At 62.8% G+C, this 23,862-nt stretch carries 26 protein-coding genes; 11 read left to right on the top strand and 15 right to left on the bottom strand.

Features of this window, described 5'->3' with window-relative positions; all coding sequences use genetic code 11:
* Nucleotides 1-11: 11 nt before the first annotated feature.
* Nucleotides 12-473, bottom strand: a complete 462-nt coding sequence (locus AB0I57_RS01140) for a PPOX class F420-dependent oxidoreductase (protein ID WP_358328649.1) — start codon at nucleotides 471-473, stop codon at nucleotides 12-14.
* A 108-nt stretch (nucleotides 474-581) separates the two neighbouring features.
* Here AB0I57_RS01140 and AB0I57_RS01135 point away from each other — a divergent pair, with 108 nt between their 5' ends.
* The 3 genes from AB0I57_RS01135 to AB0I57_RS01125 are packed head-to-tail and all read left to right on the top strand — an operon-like array spanning nucleotide 582 to nucleotide 2,274.
* A complete protein-coding gene (locus AB0I57_RS01135; RefSeq protein ID WP_358328647.1) occupies nucleotides 582-1,274 on the top strand; it encodes an FCD domain-containing protein in 693 nt (230 codons plus the stop codon).
* A complete protein-coding gene (locus AB0I57_RS01130; RefSeq protein ID WP_358328644.1) occupies nucleotides 1,271-2,077 on the top strand; it encodes an ATP-binding cassette domain-containing protein in 807 nt (268 codons plus the stop codon). The genes AB0I57_RS01135 and AB0I57_RS01130 overlap by 4 nt, the downstream gene beginning before the upstream one ends.
* A 14-nt stretch (nucleotides 2,078-2,091) precedes the next feature.
* Nucleotides 2,092-2,274 (top strand): hypothetical protein, encoded by a 183-nt coding sequence (locus AB0I57_RS01125; protein WP_358328641.1) that lies wholly within the window; start codon nucleotides 2,092-2,094, stop codon nucleotides 2,272-2,274.
* A 17-nt stretch (nucleotides 2,275-2,291) separates the two neighbouring features.
* Here AB0I57_RS01125 and AB0I57_RS01120 read toward each other — a convergent pair whose 3' ends face one another.
* Together AB0I57_RS01120 and AB0I57_RS01115 are read right to left on the bottom strand one after the other, a co-directional pair.
* Complete coding sequence (locus AB0I57_RS01120; protein WP_358328638.1) at nucleotides 2,292-3,227, bottom strand: alpha/beta fold hydrolase; 936 nt, start codon at nucleotides 3,225-3,227, stop codon at nucleotides 2,292-2,294.
* Between the two features lie 151 nt (nucleotides 3,228-3,378).
* The gene (locus AB0I57_RS01115; RefSeq protein ID WP_358328635.1) at nucleotides 3,379-3,738 is read right to left on the bottom strand and encodes an Rv2640c family ArsR-like transcriptional regulator; all 360 of its coding nucleotides are present in this window, start codon (nucleotides 3,736-3,738) and stop codon (nucleotides 3,379-3,381) included.
* A gap of 89 nt (nucleotides 3,739-3,827) precedes the next feature.
* Between AB0I57_RS01115 and AB0I57_RS01110 the strand changes: the two genes are divergently transcribed.
* A complete protein-coding gene (locus AB0I57_RS01110; protein WP_358328632.1) occupies nucleotides 3,828-4,310 on the top strand; it encodes an ArsI/CadI family heavy metal resistance metalloenzyme in 483 nt (160 codons plus the stop codon).
* A gap of 108 nt (nucleotides 4,311-4,418) precedes the next feature.
* On the opposite strand, the gene AB0I57_RS01105 is transcribed toward AB0I57_RS01110, so the two are convergent.
* Entirely contained in the window at nucleotides 4,419-5,294 is an 876-nt protein-coding gene (locus tag AB0I57_RS01105; RefSeq protein WP_358328629.1) for an amidohydrolase family protein, read from the bottom strand.
* A gap of 52 nt (nucleotides 5,295-5,346) precedes the next feature.
* Entirely contained in the window at nucleotides 5,347-5,889 is a 543-nt protein-coding gene (locus AB0I57_RS01100) for a ribonuclease H (protein WP_358328626.1), read from the bottom strand.
* 72 nt (nucleotides 5,890-5,961) lie between these two features.
* On the opposite strand from AB0I57_RS01100, the gene AB0I57_RS01095 reads away from it, so the two are divergent.
* The 6 genes from AB0I57_RS01095 to AB0I57_RS01070 all read left to right on the top strand — a co-directional run bounded on the left by AB0I57_RS01095 (nucleotide 5,962) and on the right by AB0I57_RS01070 (nucleotide 11,662).
* On the top strand, nucleotides 5,962-6,888 hold the full coding sequence (locus tag AB0I57_RS01095; RefSeq protein WP_358328623.1) for a DNA-3-methyladenine glycosylase 2 family protein: 927 nt from the start codon (nucleotides 5,962-5,964) through the stop codon (nucleotides 6,886-6,888).
* A 153-nt stretch (nucleotides 6,889-7,041) separates the two neighbouring features.
* Nucleotides 7,042-8,118 (top strand): class I SAM-dependent methyltransferase, encoded by a 1,077-nt coding sequence (locus tag AB0I57_RS01090; RefSeq protein ID WP_358328620.1) that lies wholly within the window; start codon nucleotides 7,042-7,044, stop codon nucleotides 8,116-8,118.
* A 182-nt stretch (nucleotides 8,119-8,300) separates the two neighbouring features.
* Nucleotides 8,301-8,903 carry a hypothetical protein gene (locus tag AB0I57_RS01085; RefSeq protein ID WP_358328617.1) on the top strand — a complete coding sequence of 201 codons (603 nt, stop codon included), beginning with the start codon at nucleotides 8,301-8,303 and terminating at the stop codon, nucleotides 8,901-8,903.
* A 205-nt stretch (nucleotides 8,904-9,108) separates the two neighbouring features.
* Nucleotides 9,109-9,576, top strand: a complete 468-nt coding sequence (locus tag AB0I57_RS01080) for a hypothetical protein (protein ID WP_358328614.1) — start codon at nucleotides 9,109-9,111, stop codon at nucleotides 9,574-9,576.
* Nucleotides 9,577-9,776: 200 nt separating this feature from the next.
* Nucleotides 9,777-10,409, top strand: a complete 633-nt coding sequence (locus tag AB0I57_RS01075; protein ID WP_358328611.1) for an isoprenylcysteine carboxylmethyltransferase family protein — start codon at nucleotides 9,777-9,779, stop codon at nucleotides 10,407-10,409.
* A gap of 92 nt (nucleotides 10,410-10,501) precedes the next feature.
* Nucleotides 10,502-11,662 (top strand): acyl-CoA dehydrogenase family protein, encoded by a 1,161-nt coding sequence (locus tag AB0I57_RS01070; protein WP_358328608.1) that lies wholly within the window; start codon nucleotides 10,502-10,504, stop codon nucleotides 11,660-11,662.
* Nucleotides 11,663-11,705: 43 nt separating this feature from the next.
* Here the strand turns inward: AB0I57_RS01070 and AB0I57_RS01065 are convergent, their stop codons facing one another.
* The 3 genes from AB0I57_RS01065 to AB0I57_RS01055 all read right to left on the bottom strand — a co-directional run bounded on the left by AB0I57_RS01065 (nucleotide 11,706) and on the right by AB0I57_RS01055 (nucleotide 16,600).
* Nucleotides 11,706-14,072, bottom strand: coding sequence for an arylsulfatase (locus tag AB0I57_RS01065; protein WP_358333002.1), 2,367 nt, complete (start codon nucleotides 14,070-14,072; stop codon nucleotides 11,706-11,708).
* Nucleotides 14,073-14,285: 213 nt separating this feature from the next.
* Nucleotides 14,286-15,431 carry a CoA transferase gene (locus tag AB0I57_RS01060; protein ID WP_358328605.1) on the bottom strand — a complete coding sequence of 382 codons (1,146 nt, stop codon included), beginning with the start codon at nucleotides 15,429-15,431 and terminating at the stop codon, nucleotides 14,286-14,288.
* The gene (locus tag AB0I57_RS01055; protein WP_358328602.1) at nucleotides 15,428-16,600 is read right to left on the bottom strand and encodes an acyl-CoA dehydrogenase family protein; all 1,173 of its coding nucleotides are present in this window, start codon (nucleotides 16,598-16,600) and stop codon (nucleotides 15,428-15,430) included. Before AB0I57_RS01055 ends, AB0I57_RS01060 begins: the two co-directional genes overlap by 4 nt.
* 146 nt (nucleotides 16,601-16,746) lie before the next feature.
* Between AB0I57_RS01055 and AB0I57_RS01050 the strand changes: the two genes are divergently transcribed.
* Nucleotides 16,747-17,784 (top strand): LacI family DNA-binding transcriptional regulator, encoded by a 1,038-nt coding sequence (locus tag AB0I57_RS01050; protein WP_358328599.1) that lies wholly within the window; start codon nucleotides 16,747-16,749, stop codon nucleotides 17,782-17,784.
* A gap of 133 nt (nucleotides 17,785-17,917) precedes the next feature.
* Here AB0I57_RS01050 and AB0I57_RS01045 read toward each other — a convergent pair whose 3' ends face one another.
* The 7 genes from AB0I57_RS01045 to AB0I57_RS01015 all read right to left on the bottom strand — a co-directional run bounded on the left by AB0I57_RS01045 (nucleotide 17,918) and on the right by AB0I57_RS01015 (nucleotide 23,769).
* A complete protein-coding gene (locus AB0I57_RS01045) occupies nucleotides 17,918-18,529 on the bottom strand; it encodes a hypothetical protein (RefSeq protein ID WP_358328596.1) in 612 nt (203 codons plus the stop codon).
* Nucleotides 18,530-18,692: 163 nt separating this feature from the next.
* Nucleotides 18,693-19,475, bottom strand: coding sequence for an enoyl-CoA hydratase (locus tag AB0I57_RS01040; RefSeq protein ID WP_358328593.1), 783 nt, complete (start codon nucleotides 19,473-19,475; stop codon nucleotides 18,693-18,695).
* Nucleotides 19,472-20,665 carry a fumarylacetoacetase gene (fahA, locus tag AB0I57_RS01035; RefSeq protein ID WP_358328590.1) on the bottom strand — a complete coding sequence of 398 codons (1,194 nt, stop codon included), beginning with the start codon at nucleotides 20,663-20,665 and terminating at the stop codon, nucleotides 19,472-19,474. Before fahA ends, AB0I57_RS01040 begins: the two co-directional genes overlap by 4 nt.
* Nucleotides 20,662-21,519 carry a hypothetical protein gene (locus AB0I57_RS01030; protein WP_358328587.1) on the bottom strand — a complete coding sequence of 286 codons (858 nt, stop codon included), beginning with the start codon at nucleotides 21,517-21,519 and terminating at the stop codon, nucleotides 20,662-20,664. The genes fahA and AB0I57_RS01030 overlap by 4 nt, the downstream gene beginning before the upstream one ends.
* The gene (locus tag AB0I57_RS01025; protein ID WP_358328584.1) at nucleotides 21,516-22,715 is read right to left on the bottom strand and encodes a homogentisate 1,2-dioxygenase; all 1,200 of its coding nucleotides are present in this window, start codon (nucleotides 22,713-22,715) and stop codon (nucleotides 21,516-21,518) included. The genes AB0I57_RS01030 and AB0I57_RS01025 overlap by 4 nt, the downstream gene beginning before the upstream one ends.
* Before the next feature lie 96 nt (nucleotides 22,716-22,811).
* Nucleotides 22,812-23,363, bottom strand: coding sequence for a MarR family transcriptional regulator (locus AB0I57_RS01020; protein WP_358328581.1), 552 nt, complete (start codon nucleotides 23,361-23,363; stop codon nucleotides 22,812-22,814).
* Between the two features lie 199 nt (nucleotides 23,364-23,562).
* Nucleotides 23,563-23,769, bottom strand: coding sequence for a hypothetical protein (locus tag AB0I57_RS01015; RefSeq protein ID WP_358328579.1), 207 nt, complete (start codon nucleotides 23,767-23,769; stop codon nucleotides 23,563-23,565).
* Between the last annotated feature and the right edge of the window lie 93 nt (nucleotides 23,770-23,862).

Below are 23,862 nucleotides of genomic sequence, written 5' to 3'. Positions count from 1 at the left end.
GCGGCGGGTTGCTATCCGCGGCCGGAATCCGGCGGAAAGCCGCCGGTCGCGATTGGTCCCCACTCCTCGATGGTGACCCGGATCAAGCTCTTGTTCTGCTTCCGCATGGCGTCGCGGTACTCGTCCCAATCGGGGTGTTCACCGGAGATTACGCGGAAGTACTCCACCAACGGCTCCAGCGCTTCCGGCATGTCCAGCACCTCCGCGGTGCCGTCGATCTGCACGTACGCGCCGCCGAAATCGTCGGAGAGGACGCACACGCTCACGGCGGCCTCGCGGCGCGCGTTGACGGCCTTCGCGCGCTGCGGGTAGGTCGATATCACGATCCGGCCTTCTCGGTCGAGTCCCGACGTGACCGGGGAGATCTGCAACCCTCCCGAGCTCCTCCGGGTGATCAGGACGCTGTGGTGGCGCGGGCGGACGAAGTCGAGCAACTTCTCCCGGGTCACATGATCTGCGGTGGCGATGGCCATGGGCTTTACCTCTCCCCGACCGCGATTCCCTCTCGATCGGTTCTCCTTCGACTCACCCTATGCGCAATGTGGTCATCAGACGTCTGAGGACTGCGCTAGCTTCGTGGAATGTCCGCACGTCAGCGCCTCCGAAGCGGCCCACTGGTACCTCAACTCGAAGATCTGCTCGCCGAGCGGATCAGCTCGGGCGAGTGGCCCCTGGGCGCTCGCATCCCCAGCGAAGCAGAACTGGCAGCAGAACTGGGAGTCGGCCGATCGTCCGTACGCGAAACGGTTCGACTCCTCGCCCGCGACGGTCTACTCGAAGTACGACACGGCGTCGGCACGTTCGTAGCGCGATCAACCATCGCTGGTGCAGAACTCGAGCAACTGATGCGCCGCGCGCGACTCCTCGAGGTGTGCGAGATGCGGCGCGCCCTCGAGATCGAATCGGCCCGGCTGGCTGCAGAACGTGCCCGCCCCGAAGATCTGCGACGACTCCGGGAACTACTCGGGACCCGGCAGGACAGTACGACCGCGGCCACTGCGGTCTTGGTAGAGGCAGATCTCGACTTCCACGCGGCGGTCGTCGACATCGCGGGCAACTCGATTCTTTCTGTACTGTTCGAATCAATCCGGCCCAAACTGGTGGAGGCGCTATCGGAGTTGGTCGATCACGAACCAGCGCGGCCAGACACAGGGTGCGCGCACGACGATCTCCTACGCGCCCTACACGCCGGCGATGTCGAAGCGTCCGTCGCAGCCACAGCCGCCAATCTCGAGCCCGTCATGACGCTGTTGCGGAAAGGTGAAGCCCAGTGACCACCAGCGACTCGGTCGTCAGCGCCGAACACGTCGATCTCGTACGGAGCGGACGGTATCTGCTCAGCGATGTCACGCTCCACGTCGAACGCGGTCAGCACTGGGTGCTACTAGGCGCGAACGGGGCGGGCAAGAGCACGCTGTTGAGCATGCTCGGCGCCTTCGCCCATCCGACGCATGGATTCGTTCACGTACTGGGCCACCGACTCGGTCGAGTGGATATGAGGGAGCTGCGCGCTCACATCGGCCACGTGAACCCGCGCCACACGGTCCAACACCCTCTGACTGTGCGTGAAGTGGTGCTCACGGGCCTGACCAATACTCCCGAGTTCATTCCTCGGTTCTCACCCACCGAAGCCCAGGTTGCGCGCGCCGATGAACTGATCGGCTCACTGGGCATGCAGGACCGCTCAGATTCCCTGTGGCCGAACTTGTCTCAGGGTGAGCGTGGTCGCGCTCTCATCGCCCGCGCATTGATCGGCGAGCCTCAACTGCTACTGCTCGACGAACCGGCCACCGGGCTGGACTTGGCTGCACGCGAACAACTCCTCACGGCGCTGGACGAGTTGCGAATCCGCTTTCCGAATCTCGCCAGCATTCTCGTCACACACCACCTCGAGGAAATCCCGACAACCACCACTCATGCAGTCCTCATCCGTGACGGCCGGGTCATCGCACAGGGTGCGGTCGCCGATGTCCTCACCACAGCACACATCAGCAAGTGTTTCGACCATCCCATCGAGATCACCCGACAGCGCGGCCGATGGGTCGCACAGACCAGGGTTTCCGAACCGATAGGCTGAAGGCCTTCACGCACATGGCCCGAGGCGACCATCCCCAGCGAACACCGTTCTACGGTGTGGTGCTCATCGTCACTGCGATGGCCGTCGCGATGATCGCGTACCGAACCGCACCCGTCTGGCTACAGGTACCCGTCTACGTCCTGGCCTTCCTGACCACCCTGGTCGGATTCGTCATGACATTCCGGGACCTGTCGTAGCCGTTCGTGATCTCCGTCTACCTGAAGCTACCGAGCAAGGGCGGCGAGAATTCGCACGCAGCTATGGGGTAGCTCGGATCCAGCGCGTTGAGCACGTAACTGAGAGTGAGCTTGTCGAACGCCAGCGACATGTGATCGGCCATGTTCTGCGGGCATTCGTCCTGCAACAGGATGTTCGTGACGTTGTCGCCCGACAGGAATGCCGCCGTGTAGGGCACGACGATCAGGTCGTACTTGGTTGTGATCACGGTGTAGGTGACGCCGGGCATGGTTTCGCCGCCCTCGTTCAATTCGTGGAGGAAGTCAGACAGGCTCGTCTGTTCGATTCCCCCAGCACCGAGAGCTGCGGCGGCCCCGGGGAGCAGCTCAGCCAACGGATTCGATCCGGGGTGATTCGACGGCCCCAGCGCGATCATCTTGTCCACCGACTCCGCGCCGCCGAGGTACTTCAGGTAGTAGCGGGGCATCGATCCACCCTGCGAGTGCCCAACGATGTCGACCTTCGGGGCACCGGTCGCCGCCTTCACCCGTTCGACCAACTCTGCCAACTCGGCGGCCGATTGCGCCATCGAAGCCGTTCCCGAAGCGATTGTCGCGCCCGGATAGCCGATGTAGCCGGCGCCGGGTTCCTGACCGAAGTTGGCGGCGAACACGCAGTAACCATTGTTTTTCAACAACGGGGCCAACGTCCCGAAGTTGAGCGCCATGTTTGCCAAGGTTCCATGTGCCAGCACCACGGGATACGGGTGCTCCTCCGTGGGCTTGCAGGACCAGTCGTTTGCGCCGGGCGGATCCGAATCCGGGTTCATGATCGCCGCCCCGACCGACTGGAGAGAGGAGTACGGCACAGGCAGTGGCGCAGGCTCGGCACTTGCCTGAGCACCCCCGGCGCCCAAAGCCACCATCACGGCTGCCACAACGGCTGACAACCGGCCCGATTTTTGCAACCGCATTCTTTTCTACTCCCTCACACCTCGGCCATCTCTGGGCCACTGACTCGCCGAGCAAGATAGCAGAAGTTAACGAGGAATCGCACATGGTGACCAGCCGTCGTTACGAATCCCACACGCCGCCAGGATGAATGGCTCTGCTACTAAAGGGGTTCTAGGAACAGCAGTTCGGATCGAGCACCAATCGAAGCGCATCGAGAGCGTCGGGTTGCGCACGGTAATAGACGTTCATTCCACGTCGGGTACCGGTCACCATGCCCGCCTTCTTGAGTTGACCAAGATGATGGCTGATCGTCGACTCCGACAAACCGAGGCCGCCGGCGAGATCGCACGTGCAGACCTCTCCTTTGCCGGCGGAGAGCAGGATCGACATCAGCTTGATCCGAACCGGGTCCGCGAGAGCCTTCAACCGGACGGCGACCTCGAGGGCCGCGCCGTCCGAAATCGGCCCCGACGCGACTGGGGCGCAGCAGATCGGCGCGGTTGCATCGATCACGGGCAGGGTCTTGGGCATGAACTCATTCTGCCAACCTTCTTGACATATGTCAAAAAGGTGGTACCAATGAAAGTAATCCAACATATGTCGAATAGGTGGAGGTTCTCATGTCACGCGTTCAGCTCGCCCTCAATGTCGACGACCTCGATCAGGCCGTCGAGTTCTACTCGAAGCTCTTTGGCACAGCGCCCGCGAAGGTGAAGGAGGGGTACGCCAATTTCGCGATCGCCGAGCCGCCGCTCAAGCTTGTCTTGTTCGAGAACCCTGGGACCGGGGGCACCATCAATCACCTCGGAGTGGAGGTCGACAGCAGCGAGAAGGTGCACGAGGAGATCGCCCGATTGAGCGACGAAGGCCTCTTCACCGCAGAGGAGATCGGCACCACCTGTTGCTTCGCCACCCAGGACAAGGTGTGGGTCACCGGCCCATCGAATGAGCAGTGGGAGGTCTACACGGTCCTTGCCGACAGCGACACGTTCCGCAAGGCACCAGGCTCGGAACCGGATTCCCAGGCCGCGTGCTGCGGTTCGTCGGAAGAATCAACTGCAAACGAGTCGCGCTCCCCGGCCGCGTGTTGCGGTTCGTCGTAGCGCCAACCGAGTGGCGCCAACCGAAAGGAGTTGCACCCGGCGGCCACGCGCCGTCCGGGTGTAACCCGTGCTCGCACAAGACTTTGACAATTGATCCGAACGGGTGAGTCACTCGATCGAGAACAGCCGAGCCGCGTTGTCGTGGCACACCGCCCGCAACCACGCCTCACCGAGGTCGAATCGGGTGAGCCCCGCGAGCCCGTCGAGGTACGGATACGGAATATTGGGGAAGTCGCTGCCGAACACGATGCGATCCTGCAGGTCTTCCAGTCGATACACCTGATCACGTGGAAATGGCGACATTTCTTCGGAGTGATCGGTAAACGCCATGGTCGTATCGAGGTAGACGTTGGGGTACTTCGCAGCCAGCTCCAGGAAGTCCCGATATTCAGGCAGGCCCATGTGCGCGATGATCAGAGGCAATCCTGGGTATCTCGCCAGTAACTCCGAGATCGGCTCAGGACCCGTGTATTTGCCGGGCGCAGGGCCGGAGCCGCAGTGGATGACGATGGGGACCCCGGACTCCTCGAGTAGTCCCCATACCGGGTCGAGGAGTGGGTCGTTGGGCGAATAGTCGCCCACCTGAATATGCGACTTGAAGACCCGAGTGCCCGACTCGATCGCTTCAGCTACATACGTCGCCGCCGACGTCTCCGGGTAGAACGTCGATGTCCGCAGGCAGTCGGGTGTGTGTGCCGCGAACTCGGCCGACCATTGGTTCAGCCATGCGGCCATGTCCGGCTTGTGCGGATAGATCATCGATGTGAAGCGCCGAACTCCGAACCTGCGGAGTTGGTCGATGCGGACATCCTCATCGTGCCGGTAGCGAATCGGCCAAGGACGGCCGGTGAGAGGCCCGGCCGCATCGAAGTAGCTCCACACCTTCTCCATCACGTTCGCGGGCATGAAATGGGTGTGCACGTCGATGATTCCGGGCAGCCCGAGGCTGCGCCAGAACTCCTGCACTTGCGAATCTTCGGACACAGATTCTCCTTCGACACTTCCTGCCACACGTCAATTTCGATGACGAGGCGACTCAGAACAACGTAAGCGCATCCTCGGGCTCGGTGCCGGGCTGTTCGACCGGAGTCGACGGTTGAGGAGTCGAAGCCTGCGGAGATGTGTCCATCCGCGTGGAAGCTACCGGCTCGGAAGCTGCGGTGCGCGCAGCCTCGCCGGCGAGCGCGTCGGCCATCTCGTTGTAGTGGTTGCCCACGTGACCGCGCACCCAGCGGAACCGGACCGGGCCGAGCCGTTCGCTGATAGCCAGATCGATGGATTGCACCAACTCGAGGTTCTTGACCGGGGCCCCGCTCGCAGTCTTCCACCCCTTTCGCTTCCACCCGGGAAGCCACTCGGAAGCGCACTTTATGGCGTACTGAGAATCGGATTCGATCAGCAGCGGGTCCGATCCGGGATGCGAGATGATCGCTTCGAGCAACGCCCGCAGTTCGGCGATCTGATTGGTGCCCGAAGGCTCGCCGCCCGATTGGCTGGGCCCCTCGTGGTTGACCCATGCCCAGCCGATCGCCCCACCGGGATTGCGGAGGCAGGATCCGTCGGTGCTCACGATGATCATGGCTGCGACTTTACGTGCGTACCCAGACCTCCTTCGGCGGCGGTATGCCCTGCAGTAGCTACGCTCGCATGGATGACAGCTTCGCTGGAGGTGGCCGAAGCCACCGTGACCGCGCAACGCCCCCTCGACGTCGCTATGACGTTGCAGCCTCTTCAGCGTGGCAAAGGCGACCCTTGCCACCGAAAGGCTCCGGACGGTTCGATCTGGCGGACCTCTGTGCAGAACTCAGGGCCCGTCACGTATCGGATCACCCAACCCGATCGCCATACGGTGCACTGCCAGGCCTGGGGCGAAGGGTCCGAGGAATTGGTTGCCGGGCTGGGCCGCCTCGTCGGAGTCGACGATGTTTGCGAGGATTTCGCCCCTGAACATCCCGTCCTTGTCGAGGCTCACCGCCGTTTTCCGCACTTGCGCCTGGGCCGTACGGACCGGGTATTCGAAGCCCTCGTACCCGCGATCCTCGAACAGCGCGTCCACGGCGTCGCCGCAGCCGCCTCGTGGCGGCGCCTCGTCCGGAAATTCGGGAAGCCCGCGCCCGGACCCACCCCGGACGGAATGTGGCTTCCACCAACGGCGGACATATGGCGGCGCGTGCCTTCGTGGGAGTTTCATCGCGCCAACGTCGATCCGAACAGGGCGCGCACCATCGTCCAGTGCGCTCGAGTCGCGGATCGCCTCGAGAAGATCATCGATCTCCCTCACGAAGAAGCTGCTCGGCGGTTGATGTCCGTCCCGGGTGTCGGGGTCTGGACGGCAGCCGAGGTAGCGCAGCGCGCACTCGGTGACTCCGACGCTCTGTCTGTCGGGGACTACCACCTCGCGGCAGTGGTGGGGTGGTCACTGTTGGGCAGGCCCATCGACGATGCCGAGATGGTGGCGTATCTCGAACCAATCCGGCCACACCGGTACCGGGCCATCCGACTGCTGGAGGTCAGCGGCGGCGCCGTGAAACCCAAGTTCGGTCCCCGAACCGCGGTGGTCGATCACAGCTGGCACTGAACAACAGCCGCGAAGAGTGGGGCAGCGTGAGATTGCCCAGTGCTGTTCGCGCAAGCTCCCGACCCAGCGCCTGGCGAGCAAAGCAATCACCTCCAGATCAGTGGCTAGCATGAAGGGACGAAGCTGCACACGCACTCCGACCGGAGATCAGTGATGTCCACACTCTCACCCGACGCCGACGCAGACACCTTCTCCCAGCGCATTTTCGACGCTTCGCTCGGCGCGATCGACGTCCTCTCCATCCATATCGGAGACCGCATGGGCTGGTACCGCAGTCTCGCCACCGAAGGCCCGGCCACCGCGGAGGAACTGGCCGAACGCACCTCGACGCATCCGCGATACGCGAGAGAGTGGCTCGAACACCAGGCGGTGTCAGGATTCGTCACCGCGAACTCCGGTAATCCCAGAACGTTCGCACTGGCTGCCGGCGCCACCGAGGCACTCACAGACGAACGCAGTCTCTCCTACCTCGCCCCACTCGCACGCCAAGTGGTCGCCGCGGCCCTGCAAATGCCTGCACTTCTCGAGGTCTACCGAGCCGGCGGAGGTGTGGGATGGGCGAAGTTCGGCGCCGACGCCCGCGAGTCACAGGCCGACATGAACAGACCGTGGTACGAGCAGGCTCTGCCGGGCGCCCTCGCTTCGGTCCCCGAGGTGGACTCGCTACTGCGTACGCCCGACGCCGTCATCGCCGATGTGGGGTGTGGCGGCGCATGGTCGACAATTGCCCTGGCCCGCGCCTACCCGGGCGCTCAACTCCGTGGCTACGACATCGACCCCGCAACAGTCGAACTCGCGAAGGCCAACGTCAGCGCACACCCGGACGTCGCAAAACGGATCACCATCACCGAGTCCGACGCCACAGGAATCCCCGAAGGTAGTTGCACCGCTGCCTTCGCTTTCGAATGCATCCACGACATGCCCGACCCAGTGGACGTGCTGGCTGCCGCACGGAGGGCCCTCGAACCTGGCGGTGTGCTGATCGTGATGGACGAGGCTGTCGATGACGAGTTCTCGGCACCCGGAAGCGACCTCGAGCGATTCATGTACGGAATCAGTCTCACCGTGTGCCTCCCCGACGGAATGAGCCATACTCCCAGCGCAGGCACCGGAACGGTCATGCGACCCAGCACATTGCGCGGTTACGCAGAGGCCGCTGGTTTCTCCGCCATGGACATCCTGCCGATCGAGAATTTCGGGTTCTGGCGGTTTTATCGGCTGACTGTGTAGTCCGAGGCAGGAACCTCATTTCATAAGTGTTTTACCGAAATACCGAAAATTGGTACACCCTACAAGGGAAGATGGATGGCAACAGAAGGCAGGTTACGGGCGCTTTAGCGGTCGGGTAACTCTGGAGCGCCAGGTCGAACCAGGTTTGTCGATGTCATCCGCTACTACCCATGGGAAGCGCCATGAAACTGCATAGAGTGTCAGCCCTGGCAGCGCTGCTGATCGCCACCCTGTGTGTGGGAGTGGGCACCGCGTACGCCAATCCCGCTCCAGTCGATCAGACCGTCACCTCGCTCACCAGTCTGAGCCCAGATGGCCGATCGGTAGACACTGCTCTCGACTCAGGAGCTTTCAGCCTGTCCAAGACCGCTGCCGCCGTCGACGTCACCAACGACTCCGGAGCGACGGTAGCGACCATTCCACTCCGGTACTCGATCGCGGGCGTGCAATTCGAGATCGACCCCGTTGTCAGCAATGACGGCAGGTTCCTCAGCCTGACACCCACCACGACACCGGTCGCGGGAACCCTCGCCGTCACGCCGGTCGATCAGGACACGGCATACGCCAACATGCTGAACGAGATAGAAATCGGGTGGCAGAACGGCGGCGCGACTGCAACTGCTGTAGGCGCCGGTATCGGGTTTGTCGTCGGATGCATTTTCTTCATCCTCGGCGGGTGCATCCCGGGTGCCGCAATAGGCGCGGGGATCGGAGCCGTCACCGGCATCAGCAACGCCAACCCCGCAGTGACGCCGGCGGTCTTCGACTACCTCGAGACCCTGTAAATACCTGGGACCGTGCAATGGGGTTCCGTCGCACTGCGAGGGACGATTCCGGGAGGCCTATGGCGTAGCTGCGAACACGGGGAGCATCACTGCGCACCCACATATTCATGTAGCCGTTCGGTTTCCAGCGAATATGGTCCACGCACAAGATGTTCGGTGCACTCAGGTGAGGTCCGTGTTCGTACTACGACATGGTAGGAATTCAATGAAACTCTCGAGAACTGTGATGCTGTCCGTGTTGGTCGCCGGTGCGATGGTCGTCGGTGCTTCAACGGCGTTCGCTCAGCCCCAGCCCCAGGCAATCGAGCCCCAGCCTCAGGAAATCGTTCCCCAGCCTCAGGCAATCGATTGGTCTCAGCCCTTGATGACCCCGATGCCCGACGGAAACAGCCAGGCGGCCGAATACCTCTTCCCCGGGAACGAGGCCAAGCAGTCCGCCTTCGACAACATGACCAACGAAATCAACATCGGCTGGAATAACGGGGGTTTGCCTGGCGTGGCGGTCGGTGCCAACGTCGGCTCGGTTGTCGGGTGCATATCGATCTTCCCGAACATGCTCGCCGGCTGCATAGTCGGTACCGCCATCGGCACAGTTGCGGGTGCGGTCATCGCTATCGATATGGGAAATCCCGATGCGCAGGCCGCAGTTGAGGAGTTCTTCGCCACACCCTGAGCGAAGAGCGAGCTGCCGCCCCGGCCTCACTCGGGCCGGGGTCGCAGCGCTTCCGTGACCAGCCATCCCATGGACTCCACAGCAAGATCGCATCCGAAGCCACCGGTTTCCATACCGCATATCTTCAATGCTGTATATATTGCAATGCGTGCATATAGTCCGGGAAGTCGGGCAACAAGCTGGAAGAAGAGGACTTGCTGGTGGACATCGCTGCGCTCACACTCTATTTCGTATTCGCCGCGCTCGGATTCGGGTGGCGTAGCTGGCTACAGTGGCGCCGCACCGGATCGACCGGATTTCGCGGCATCAGCGGCCCGCCAGGGTCGCTGGAATGGATGGCAGGCGCAGGATTCATCGTTGCAATTGTCGTCGGTATCGTTGCGCCGCTGCTACAGCTGATTGGAGCGGTGTCGCCGCTCGAGTTTCTACACACGTGGTGGATTCAGGCGCTCGGGGTCGCGCTCGCGCTCCTCGGCATAGCGGCCACACTGTATTCGCAAGCCGGCATGGGCGAATCCTGGCGTATCGGGGTCGATGCCAGTGAGTCGACAACATTGGTCCGTCACGGCGCGTTCTCCATTGTCCGCAACCCGTTCTTCACATCAATGCTCGTTTTCGCCTCGGGTATCGCCCTGATGGTGCCGAACATCCTCGCGATCGTCGGGTTCGTCTTGCTGCTGACGGCAATCGAATTGCAGGTCAAGGTCGTCGAGGAGCCCTACCTGCTCCGCGTTCACGGCGACGACTACCTCGAGTACAGCGGTGCAGTGGGGCGGTTCATCCCAGGCGTCGGCAATCTGACCGCGCCGGGCAACGAGAGGAGCGAAGCATAGGCTCCGAATGACGGATCGGAAACCACCGCCCCTCTGCTCGGGCAGCTACCATTCGTCTGTGTTCCCTGACAATTTGGCGGGTCGGTGATTCCATGACGTCGCAGGTCGGTTCCGAGGATTTTCGGGATATCCTCGCGCAGGCGCGCAGTTTCCTACGCACGTCAGTGATTCCGCGCGAGCAGGAGATCATGGATGCCGACGCCATTCCGGACGATATCCGAGACGCGGCCAAGGCGATGGGCCTGTTCGGTTACGCCATCCCCCAGGAGTGGGGCGGCCTCGGCCTCGACCTCACTCAGGACGTCGAACTCGCCATGGAGTTCGGTTACTCCTCGCTCGCACTCCGGTCGATGTTCGGCACCAACAACGGAATCGCGGGCCAGGTGCTGGTCAACTACGGCACCGCCGAGCAGAAGGCAATGTGGCTGGAGCGCATCGCCTCGGGCGATGTGGTCGCATCGTTCGCGCTGACCGAAACGGGTGCGGGGTCTGATCCGTCGGGGTTGCGTTCCAGGGCCACTCGTACCGATGGCGGCTGGATCATCAACGGCGAGAAGCGGTTCATCACCAACGCTCCCCTCGCCGACTTGTTCGTGGTCTTCGCCCGTACCCGACCCGCAGACGCGGACGGAACCGGTATCGCCGTGTTCCTCGTCCCCGCCGACGCTCCGGGTGTTCTGGTCGGAGCCAAGGACCGGAAAATGGGTCAGGAAGGTGCGTGGACGGCGGACGTGCACTTCACTGACGCCCAGGTCCCGGACTCGGCTCTGGTCGGCGGAAGCGAAGACGTCGGGTATCGCGCCGCTATGACGTCCCTCGCCCGCGGTCGTGTGCACATCGCGGCGTTGTCTGTCGGTGCCGCCCAGCGTGCCCTCGACGAATCATTGAACTACGCGACCACCGCCACCCAGGGCGGCTCCGCGATCGGCGAGTTCCAGTTGGTGCAGGCCATGCTTGCCGATCAGCAGGCTGGAGTGATGGCCGGACGGTCGCTCGTGCGCGACGCCGCCCGGGCATGGGTGTCCGGCGAAGACCGGCGGATCGCACCGTCGGTCGCAAAACTCTTCTGCACTGAAATGGTGGGCAAGGTGGCAGATCTGGCGGTGCAGATTCACGGCGGCAGCGGCTACATGCGGGGCGTGACCGTCGAACGAATCTACCGCGACGTTCGCTTACTTCGCCTGTACGAGGGCACCAGCGAGATCCAGCGCCTCATCGTCGGACGAGGGCTGATCAAACAGGCCCTTCGCTGACCACCCGGCCGATAGCTACCCTCGCCGAGATGCGGCGGCGCCGTCACTGACGGCTCATGGCCACCCGGGCGACTTCAGCCGGGTCGATCAGGTGAGAATGGTCGTCGTCGCCGACATCCAACTGCACAACCTCGATACGCCCGTTGAACTTGGTAGCGCCGTTGTAGCCGGCACTGACGGGCATACCGTAGTCGTCGCCGATGTCGGTGGTCTCGTCCGCGGAGAAGATCATCGGGTGGGTCTGTTCGACCCGGCCGGTGCCGACGCTGCGACCGTCGTAGTAGAGAGTGACGTCGCCGCCCTTCGCGAGACCGCCTCCGTCGTAAGCGAACTCGGCTCGGATCTGCCGACTCCCCGCAGGGATGTCCTCATAGGCCGTGATCACGAACTCTGTTATGCCGAGCAGGTTGTAGACGAACTGTGCACGTCCTGCGTTGACGTGCAGAGCCCATCCGCCGAAACGACCGCCCTGCGCGATGATCACGCCGTTGGCGGCGCCCTTCCTGGGTGTCTCGATCGCTGCAGTCACCGTGAACGACCGGTTCTTGATATCGAGGATGCTGTTCTCGCTGAGCCGCTTCATTCCCGGAAACAGAACCTGCTTGTTGCCTGAAATCAGTTGTGGACGGCCGGCAATGGTCGCGTTGAACCTTTCGAACCGGCGGTCGTCTATCGGCAGTACGTTATATTTCACGGCCTCGATCAACCACAGCCTCTGCAATGCTGCGAGCTTCTCGGGCATCTCGGCCGCCAGATCGTGTGCCTGCGTCCAGTCGGCGGCTCCGTCGTAGAGTTCCCATACGTCGTCGTCGAACGCGGGCAGAACCTCGTTCGCCAACCAGGGTGTGCTGTGTCGGGTGACGGCGCTCCACCCCCTGTAGTAGATTCCGCGGTTGCCGAACATCTCGAAATACTGCAGGTCGTGCCGTTCCGGTGCGTCCGCATCGTCGAAGCTGTACGCCATGCTGGTGCCCTCGATCGGCGACTGTTGCACGCCGTTGACGAATGTGGGCTCAGGAAGTCCCGCCACCTCGAGGACCGTCGGCGCTACATCGATGACGTGACTGAACTGCGACCTGATCTCTCCTTTGCCTGCGATTCCGGTCGGCCAGTGCACGATAGTTCCGTTGCGGGTGCCACCCCAGTGGGAAGCGACCTGCTTGGTCCACTGGAAGGGTGCGCACATAGCCCACGCCCAACCCACCGAGTAGTGATTGTGGGCCTCGGGCGTTCCGAACTTGTCCTTGACCTCCGTCAGGAACTCCGTCGTCTCTACCTCGGGGAGCCCGTTCAAACTCGCCAGCTCGTTGAACGCCCCGTTGAGCGTTCCCTCGGCGGAGGCCCCGTTATCACCGATGATGTAGTACACCAACGTGTCCTCGAGCGCGCCCAATGCGTCGATTGCCTCGATAACGCGACCGACCTGAAAGTCGGTGTGCTCGAGGAATCCCGCGTATACCTCCATTTGACGTTCGAGCACCGGCTTGAGGGCATCGTCCATGTCGTCCCAGGCGGGGATCACCTCCGGCCGGGCGGTCAGTTCGGCATCGGGCGAAACGACGCCGCGCTGCTTCTGTTTCGCAAGTGTCGTTTCACGCTGCGCGTCCCAACCTTCGGCGAACTTGCCCGTGTATCTGTCGACCCACTCCTTGGGAACGCTGTGCGGTGCGTGCGTGGCGCCGGGGGCGAAGTACATGAAGAACGGCTTGTCGGGCGCGAGAGACTTCTGGGCGCGAACCCACTCGATGGCATGGTCGGCCAGGTCTTCGGTGAGGTGGTAGCCGTCCTCAGGTCCTTTGTCCGGTTCCACGGGGGAAAATCCCTCATAGAGCGCCGGGTAGTACTGATTCGTCTCGCCACCGACGAACCCGTAGAAGTGCTCGAACCCACCGCCACCTGAGGGCCAGGCATCAAAAGGGCCGACTGGCGAGGTCTGCCAGGGCGGTACCTCATGACACTTGCCGAACTGGGCCGTCGAGTAGCCGTTGAGTTTCAATGTCATGGGCAGGGGCGCCTTGGTGTTCGGACGCAGACCCGAGGACCCCGGCGCCGAAGTCGACATCTCGGTGACCGCGCCCATCCCCACCGAGTGATGGTTACGTCCGCTGAGCAGCGCAGTTCGGGTCGGCGCGCACAAAGCGGTGGTGTGGAACCGGGTGTAGGTGAGACCGCCGCGCTGCAAGCGTTCTGCGGTCGGAGTCTTCACCGGCCCGCCGAAGGCACTACTTGCCCCGTAACCCACGTCATCGAGCAGGATGACGAGCACATTAGGGGCACCGGCCGGTGGTCGCAGTGGCTCGATCGGCGGAAACGAAGTGTCCGGGTCCTTCGCGTCGTAGGTCACCAGGCCGAGATACTGCCGATGCGGAATCGGAAGTACTTCACGGTTTTCGCGTGGTCGATCCGCCATCGCTATCCACCCCTTGCCGTACATCGAACCGTCGGAGAGTTCGTGTTGAAATCCAGAATAGTTGCTGGTCACGCGGCACCGAGAGCGAACGAAGAGAACAAGGAACTCCGCGTGTTCTCAGTTGCTGGACGGTCGGCTGACACCAACGATGCGCCGACCCAATTCGTAGTGAACGCCACGCGCGATCATCGGGCAAGGGCTGCTCGAACAGCCCTACACTGACCGACCTCGGCCGGGACGCTCCGGCGGGGTGTGCTCACCGAGGCGCGGCGGTGCGCTGCGGTAGGTTGCGGGTGTGACGCTGAACCGAATCGGGTTCGCTACCTGGCGTACGGGTTCGGCCCGGTTCGAATCGTCGATCTCCACCACCGGTTCCAGGCCGAGACGCTCGGCCAGTGCGACGGCGTCGGCGATGTCGTTGAGCGGTCCGCAGGCGACTCCCTCGGCGGTGAGTCGGTCGAACCATGCGTCAGCGGTGTCCGTAGACAACGCCTCGGTGAGATCTTCGACCAGCTGTTCCCGGTGCGCCACCCGCCGGTCATTGGTTTCGTAGCGTTCGTCCTGGGCGAGTTCGGGAATTCCGAGAACCTTGACGAGAGAGGCGAATTGACGATCGTTACCCACCGCCAGCACAAGCGGCTTGTCGCCGGTCTGGAACACCTCGTACGGAGCGACGCTCGGGTGCTTGTTACCCATTGCCTGCGGAATCACACCCGCACCAACGTATCCCGACGTCTGGTTGACGAGTGCCGACAACAACGATGACAGCAGGTTCACTTCTACGCATTGACCTTCTCCGGTGCGGTCCCGGTGCCGAAGCGCAGCGAGGATCCCGACAGCGGCGTGCAGTCCGGTAACGACATCCACCATCGCGACTCCCACCTTGGTCGGGGTCTGCGGATCGGGTCCTGTGATACTCATCAGTCCACCGACCGCTTGAATGAGCAGGTCATACCCAGGCAGATGGTTCTGTCCACCGAAACCGGTGACCGAGCAGTAGACGATACCGGGATTGAGCTCGCGCACGGTGTCGTAACCGAGTCCGAACCGATCCATCGTCCCGGGAAGGAAGTTCTCCACCACGACGTCCGCGCGGGTGACCAATTCCCGCACTTGCTCGAGATGATCAGGGTCGCGCAAGTCCCATGCGAAGGACCTCTTGTTGCGGTTGACCGAGCGAAAGTAGGTGGACTCGTCTCCCACCCAGGGCGGACCCCACCGCCGGGTATCGTCACCGGATCCCGGACGTTCGATTTTCACGACGTCGGCACCGAGATCGGCAAGCAGCATCGTGGCATACGGCCCGGCGAGCACGCGGCCGAAGTCCGCGATCAGCAAGCCCTCGAGCGACCCGCTCACCGAAATGCGTCCTCGCCGGTCAGCGCCTTTCCGATCACCAGTTGGTGCACCTCTGACGTGCCCTCATAGGTGAGGACGGACTCGAGGTTGTTGGCATGCCGGATCACGGGGTACTCCAGCGTGATTCCGTTCGCACCCAGGATGGTTCGGCACTCGCGGGCAATGGCAATGGCCTCGCGGACGTTGTTCAGCTTGCCCGTACTGACCTGTTCGGGGCGCACCACGCCGCGGTCCTTGAGCCGCCCGAGGTGGTAGGCGAGCAGATGCCCCTTGCCGACCTCGACGGCCATGTCGGCGATCTTGGCCTGAGTGATCTGATACGCGGCGAGAGACTTGTCGAAAACCTGACGGTCCTGCGCGTACGAGATCGCGGTCTCCAGGCAATCACGCGCTGCGCCCATCGATCCGAAGATGATGCCGAAGCGTGCCTCGTTCAGGCAGCCGAGCGGTCCGGACAGCCCCTTCGCTTCTGGAAGCATGGCAGAGGCGGGCAGGCGCACGTCTTCGAGCACCAGCTCGGATGTGACGGATGCCCGCAACGACATCTTGTTCTTGATCTCCGGTGCCGAGAAGCCGGGGGTGTCGGTAGGCACGACGAATCCGCGGACGCCGTCGTCGGCGCGTGCCCACACCACGGCGACGTCGGCGACGGACCCGTTGGTGATCCACATCTTGGTGCCATTCAGCACCCAATCGTTCCCGTCCCGCTTGGCGTTGGTACGCATCCCGCCAGGGTTGGACCCGAAGTCGGGCTCGGTCAGCCCGAAACATCCGATCGCCTTGCCCGCGGCCATGCGCGGTAGCCACTCCTGCTTCTGATCTTCGCTGCCGTAGTGGTGGATCGCGTACATCGCCAGCGATCCCTGCACCGAAACGAGGCTGCGGATTCCGGAGTCCACCGCCTCGAGTTCGAGGCAGGCCAGACCGTACGCGGTGGCGCTCATTCCGGCGCACCCGTAACCGTCGAGGTGCATGCCGAGAACGCCGAGCTCACCGAGACCTTCCGCTAACTCCCTGACGGGTAGTGCCGCCGCTTCGAACCATTCGCCGATGTGAGGACGGATCCGTTCCTCGGCAAATCGGCGCACGGTATCTCGGATCGCGATCTCCTCCGCGTCGAGCAGGGAGTCGAGCTCGAACAACTGGGTCAGGGTCTGCGGATCGGACATGGTTCCTCCACGAGGCCGGCAGGCGCGCGCACAAACGTTCGCAAGAACGATTGCGCAATCGATTTCGGCACGTAGGCTATGACGCTGTCCGGCCGCCGTCAATTGTGACGTGCCCGGGCCCGAACCCCTGACCGCGAGGATCGAACGTGAATCTGCCGGATCGCCTGACCCGCACCTCCGGGCGTCGTCCGCCTACCCTGCGGGAGATCGCCGAGCGCGCCGGTGTTCATGTGTCGACGGCATCGCGTGTGCTCCGCCAGCCCGAGCCTGCCGACGGATGGTCCGAAGCCGCGCGACGTGTCCGTGAAGTTGCAACCGAATTGGGCTATCAACCCAATCTGTGGGCCGCGAGTCTGCGTACACGAAAGACCACAACGCTGGGCGTCGTGATGCCGCGCCTCACCGACGGGGTTGTCGCGACAATGTTCCAGGGCATCGAAGAGACCGCGACCCAGGCAGGCTATTCGGTGCTGCTGTCGAGCCCCCCCGATGACCTCGACGCCCAGCGCCGCTCCATAGAATTCCTCGTCAGCAGGCAGGTGGACGGCCTGTTGCTCAGCAGCCTGCACAGTCCCGGCCGTGAATTCGTCGACTCCCTCCCGGTAGGCGAACTACCGATGCTGCAACTCAACCGCCACACCGACGTAGGCCTGCCCTTCGTGTCGGGAGACGATCACAGAGGTGGATACCTGGCCGGGCAGCACCTGCTCGACCTCGGGTACACCGAGATCGCCGTCATCGCCGGCCCCGACTACGCCAGCACCTCACAGAATCGTCTTGCCGGGTTTCGCGGCGCGCTGGCAGAACGCGGGGTCACATTGGATCCCGCCCGGATCGTCCACTCGGACTTCGAAGTGTCAGGCGGTGTCGCCGCAGCAAGAACACTCCTGGAACCCGAATCGCGCCCGAAGGCGATCTTTGCAGTCAGCGACACGATCGCCATCGGCGTTCTCGGCGTCGCCCGCGACCTCGGCCTTCACATCCCGGAAGATCTCGCGCTCGTCGGATACAACGACATTCCGGTCGTTGCACAACTTCCGGTCCCGCTGACCACGATCCGGTCACCTGCACGTCAGATCGGCGCCACCGGGGTGGGTCATCTCCTGTCGGTGATGGCGGGAAACGAGGTGGAGTCGCTCGCGCTACCCGTCGAACTCGTCGAGCGAGCCTCGACGCGGCGCTGATTGCGGCTCCCCTCGTTCTAGTATCCGAAAGGGATGTTGCGGTATCAGGCTGTGGGTTTCGGAACCGGACCGCCTGCGAGAAGCGATGCGGTCCGGTATCTCGAGGGTGGTCTTCCCGCCCTATGGAGAACCTCTACCGCTTTGCAGTGACCAGCATCGGCTTGTGCATGTCGTAGTACGACACGTCCGCCCTCAACCGGCTCTCTTCTTCGAACAATGACTGCAACTCGGCCGGCCTGTGCATCTTCTCGTGCGACCGGGCCTCGGACTCGGAACTGAAGTACACGGCCTCCACGAATCCGTCTTTGCCGTAGGTCCCAAGCGTTCCGCCGAGAATCTCGGGGCGCAGCTCACGCAACTGGGGTTCGGCCTCGTTCATTATTTCCCGCATCCGACTCGCGTTGGTCGTGTGGCCCTCGATCACCTGCACGAACTTCGCCTCGTCCGAGCCTCCGCCCATCCACGACGTGGCCTCGGGACAGTCCATCACCTCGATTTTCCCTCCCTCGAAGCACCGCTGCGCCTCAGCCCACCATGCGCCCTGTTCGGGACGCTGGCTGTTTCGTTTGGCTGCCTCGGCGGATTCGAACCGGGCCAACGCGATGAACGTCCCGTCATCGCACAATCCTTGCGTGGTTCCCAAGAACCCGATCGCCTCCGGTTGCAGTTCGTTGACCCACTTGTCAAGGCACCTGTTCAAGCCCTCCTCGTCCGTTACTTTTCCTTGCATGACCTGGATGAACATCACTCATCTCCTCCGGCAGGGCCGATACCCTGCTGCGAGCAAAAAAACTCGGTGACCGACCCGTCGCGGTCCACCGTCAGCGCACACCAACGGCCCGCGGCCGCAGCCACTGCACGTCAATCCTCCACTGGTCGGCTCGGCGGCGCAACGGCTCGAGCCTCGGCTACCTCCCTTCCCATTGCGGAGTGCGCTTTTCGAGAAACGCTTGCATGCCTTCCTGCGCATCGTGATTGACAGCGTTGGTAGCCATCGTCTCCGCCATCGCGTCGTACGCCCGGTCCTGCGGCAGGTCGATCTGACGGTAGAACGCCTGCTTGCCGATCCTCACCGTCAATGGGCTGGCCGTCGTGATCCTTTCTGCGAGCGCGCGGGTCTCGGCGGCGAGATCCTCGTCCGGCACCACCAGGTTGACCAGGCCCCAGTCCGCTGCGGTATCTGCGTCGATCGTTTGACCGGTCAGAAGCATCTGCAACGCGCGCTTGCGTCCGATTGCCCGGCTGACTGCCACCATCGGTGTCGAGCAAAACAGGCCGATTTTCACGCCCGGCGTCCCGAACGTGGCATTCGACGACGCGACCACGAGGTCACAAGATGCAACGAGCTGGCAGCCCGCCGCCAGCGCCGCTCCTTGAACCGAAGCGATGACAGGTTGTCCGATTCCCTCCACCGCCTGCATCATCTCGACACACGCATCGAAAATGGCCTGCTCCTCCATGAGCGTTCGACCGATCATCTCCTTCAGATCGTGTCCCGCGGAGAACGCTGGACCGGCGGCCCCGATCACGACGACGCGCACCGTGTCGTCGCCGCCCAACTTCCTAAGTGTCGCAGTGACATCCCGCATGGCTTCGAGTGAGAGCGGGTTACGTCGTTCGGGTCGGTTCAACGTCACGAACGCGATCCCGGTGTCTCGCTCGACAGTTGTGGTGGCGAAGTTCGGTCTCATTCTTCCTGCCCACCATCCGCTGTCGCAGGAAGAATGCGTGTCCGCACCTCACCGAACCCGATGCGGGTACCGTTCGTTCCGGGTGCGGTGGCCGATATCGAGATTTCGTCGCCATCTTCGACAAACGTGCGGGTGTGGTTACCGACCTTGACGGGTTCCTTTCCACCCCAGGTCAGTTCGATGAACGCACCCCGCTGGTTCTTCTCCCGCCCAGAGACGGTCCCGGAGGCGAAGAGGTCACCGGTGCTGGCTGTGGCACCGTTGATCGTGATGTGGGCAAGCATCTGCGCCGGCGACCAGTACATCTGCGAATACGGTGGGCGCGACACGACGTGGCCGTTCCACTCGACCTCCAGATCGATGTCCAGACCCCACTTCTCTTGCCCGCGCAGGTATGGCAGTGGTTCGGGATCTTGCGCTGGGGTGTCGATACGAGCAGCTTCGAGCGCATCGAGCGGAACCACCCAGGGCGAGATGGATGTCGCAAAACTCTTTCCCAGGAAGGGACCCAACGGCACGTATTCCCAGGCCTGTATGTCGCGGGCGGACCAATCATTCACCACGACCACGCCGAACACGTGCTCTGCGAACCGATCCGGAGCGATGGTCTGCCCCAGCTGTGTGGGAACGCCGACGATGAATCCCATCTCTGCCTCGATATCCAGGCGCCGAGACGGTCCGAAGACGGGTGAGTCGGTCTCCGGCGTCTTCCGTTGTCCGCACGGGCGCACGACGTCTGTACCGGAGACGATCACGGTGCTGGAACGACCGTGGTACCCGACCGGAAGGTGCTTCCAGTTGGGCATCAACGGTGCCGAGTCCGGACGAAACAGCCGCCCGAGGTTGGTGGCGTGGTTCTCGGACGCATAGAAATCGACGTAGTCGGCAACTGCCACGGGCAAGTGCATCGTCACCTCGTCGACCGCGAACACCGCGGTGTCGGTGATGTCGCCCCGAACGAGTTCGGTTACCTGCTGGCGAACTTCAGTCCAGCGGCCACGGCCCTGCGCCATGAAAGGGTTGAGGGTCGATTCCGCGAAGACGGCGTCGCCCAGTTCGGCGGCGAGGTCCACCACGGAATCACCCACCCGCACTCCCACTCGTGGTGCGGAACCCCTCGGCTGGAACACCCCATAGGGCAGATTCTCGAGCCCGAAGAGGGAATCGGGGGGGATGTCGAGAACGGTCATGCGGGGGCCTCTTCATTTGCGCGAACGAGAACGGAAGTGGGCACAAGTTGCAGGGCAACGAGATCCGCGAGGGGGTCGAGGATGCTGCAGGTGCCAAAGGATCGGAATGTCGCGCGCAGTTCGGTGATCGTGTCTTCGGATAGATCGCTCAGTTCTCGGGCTATTCGGGCACCATCGCGCTCGGAGAGAGTCTCCGCCAACTCGGTGACCCGAGCCCCGTCGAGCGCCTGTCGGGTCGCCAGAAGCACGTTCAGGAAGCCGTGCTGTTCGAATCCGGTCTGCGGATCGGTGTTGCGGACAGCATGGTGCAGGCCCGCGGTCGCTTTGAAGCGGACACCGACCTCGACCACGCTGTGCAACGCGGCCGCAAGCTCGTCCTCGTCCGGGTATGCCTTGGCGACTACGCCTCCCGTGCGGAATTTGGCGGCGAATGGTGTGTCGGCCAGCGCTGACAACAACCCCGGTCTTCGGTCGTCGCGTGGGATTTCGACGAAGACGTCCAGGTCCGGGGCGAGAGCGGACACACGGCCGAGTTCACTCAGGAGTTCGCTCACCGACTGCTCTGCTGGAACGGCAATCTCGAGGCCAACCGGCTTGGCGCCGTCCACAGAGGCCAGTCGCGCGAAAGCCGGCTCGAGAGATCCCGGACCGCCGGGCAGCGTCAGGCTCAGCTCGAGGTCGCCGGGTTCCAATTCACCCAACCAGGCATCGGAAATGACGAACGGACCCACGAGTGCTGCATAGGGTGCCGACCGGTGCCGCGCATGGGCGACCAGTGCCTCCCCGATAGGCGTGTTGCTTGGCGGGAAGAGGGCGGCATCGTCGCAAAGACCGGCAAACAGGTCGGGAATCACCGCTTGGGCCCCCGCCCCGCCCAGGTCCAGGCGTAGCCGGTGTCTTCGCAGGCCAGAGCACCCTCGCCGAGTTCGAGTGGCCGAAACGTATCGACCATGACGGCCAGTTCATCGAAGAACTCGACGCCGATACTGCGTTCGTATGCACCGGGCTGCGGCCCATGGGCGTAGCCGCCGGGGTGGACCGAAACGGAACCCTGACCGATTCCGGCGCCCTTGCGCGCCTCGTAGTCTCCACCGCAATAGAACATGATTTCGTCCGAGTCGACATTCGAGTGGTAGTACGGCACCGGGATCGACAGCGGGTGGTAGTCGACCTTGCGGGGTACGAAGTTGCAGATCACGAAGTTGTTGCCCTCGAACACCTGATGCGCGGGCGGTGGTTGGTGTACGCGCCCCGTGATGGGCTCGTAGTCGGAGACGTTGAAGGTGTACGGGTACAGGCACCCGTCCCAACCCACCACGTCGAAGGGGTGGTCCGCGTACACCATTCGCGTCCCGACGATCCCGTGCGACGTACGGTGTTTCACAAGCACCTCGACGTCAGAACCTTCGACCTGCAGGGTCTCGGAGGGTCCGTGCAGATCGCGTTCGCAGTACGGCGAATTCTCCAGGAACTGGCCGAACCGCGACAGATACCGCTTCGGCGGGCAGATGTGACTGTTGGCTTCCATCGCGTAAGCCCGCAAAGGTTCCGAGCCCTTCGGAATCCACCGGTGCGTGGTCGACATCGGAAGTAGAACATAGTCGCCCTGCTCGGCTTCCAGAGCGCCGAACACGGTTTCAACTGTGGCAGAACCAGATTCGACATAGACCATTTCGTCGCCGATCGCATTGCGGTACAGCGGCGACTCCTTGCCCGCGACCACGTAGGAGATACGCACGTCCGCATTGCCCAGAATCAGCCGACGCCCGGTGACCACGTCGGTCTCGGGCCAGTCAGCCTCGCTGAAGAGGTCGTGCAACTTCAGATGACGTGGCTCGAGTGGATGATTGGGCGTCGTGCGCTGGTCCGGCAAGTCCCACACGGTGGCATCGACGATCGCCGAGGGAATGTGGCGGTGGTACAGAAGCGACGAGTCCGAGGAGAACCCTTCCTCGCCCATCAACTCCTCGAAATAAAGCCGGCCACTGTCGTCCCGATGCTGGGTGTGCCGCTTCGGCGGAATACTGCCCGCGTGCCGATAGTACGCCATGATCGATCTCCCTAGTACTTCAGCGTTAGTAAATACATTAACTACACTGCGGGTGTGATGGCAAGCACAATCCTCACCACCGGAGACGTCTCAACCTCAGCTTCGTCCGCGTATGTCGAACTGATGGTTGGTGATCAGTTTGTCGAGCAGCATGACGAGGATGCGCTGTTCCGGTTCGGTCAGGACACTCACCCAAGCGTGTTCGCGCTCGTTCTGTTCACGGTAGATCTCGGCGATTTCGCTGTGACCGCGGTCCGTGAGGGACAACTGGACCGACCGACCGTCCCGCTCGTCGGGCGTACGTTCCATCAGACCTGCGGTGATCAACGTCTTGGTCAGATTCGATACCGCGGCCCTGCTCATACCCGTGAGTGTTGCCGCCGTCTTGGCATCCAACGGCCCGGCCAACCAGGTGACGAACATGAGCCGGAACGCCGACCACGAGAGTCCGCGCGGGCGATGGATCGACGCCTCCAGGTCATAGGTCACCACGTTCGACGCCCGATTGAGCGTCAGGAGAACCTGGGTAGCAAGCTGGTGTGTCGAACCGAATTCGGTGCTCAACCGCTTGTTCGCAAGTTCGATGAACGACCAGAAGTCGAGGTGGCTCGACACCTCGAGTGGTGCCGTCACTTCGTCTTCAGGCATGAAGGGACCTCTTGTCTTTTGGCATGAAGGGGCCTTTTAGCGGGCTATTGATGGTTGATGGTGGACCGGCCGTCCGTCACGGCAACTTTTAGTATATAGATGAATTAGTTCGGCTACCCTGATTCGAGTATGCAGCACTGATGCGAAAGCACAAGATGAGGGCGTAGCAGTGCGCGTGTCACCTACATGTGGGTCGCCGTCAGGACGAATTCGACCAGAATTCACCGAACTGTTCATACCAAGGATGGGCGGCAGGCATCGCCGCCAACATCCGGCTGGCCAACTGATCCGGGTCGCCGAGATCGGTGACTGCGACACCGCGACGCTCGTAGTCCCTGAACCTGCAATGGAGTCCGGCGATCACCTGATCGATCACCGCCTGTTCGAACTCCTCGATGGTTGCCATCGACTACCCTGCCTTCGTGCGAGAAGTCTCAGGTTCAGTGTAGTGCCTACCAGGGGGTTCCCCTCCGGCCCGGGGCGGACCGTCGGGCTGTCG

The sequence above is a fragment of the Rhodococcus sp. NPDC049939 genome (genome assembly GCF_040656415.1).
In the GTDB taxonomy this organism is placed as follows: Bacteria; Actinomycetota; Actinomycetes; order Mycobacteriales; family Mycobacteriaceae; genus Rhodococcus_F.
Note: the sequence above shows the minus strand (reverse complement) of the source record. Positions and strands in the feature narration are given on the sequence as shown.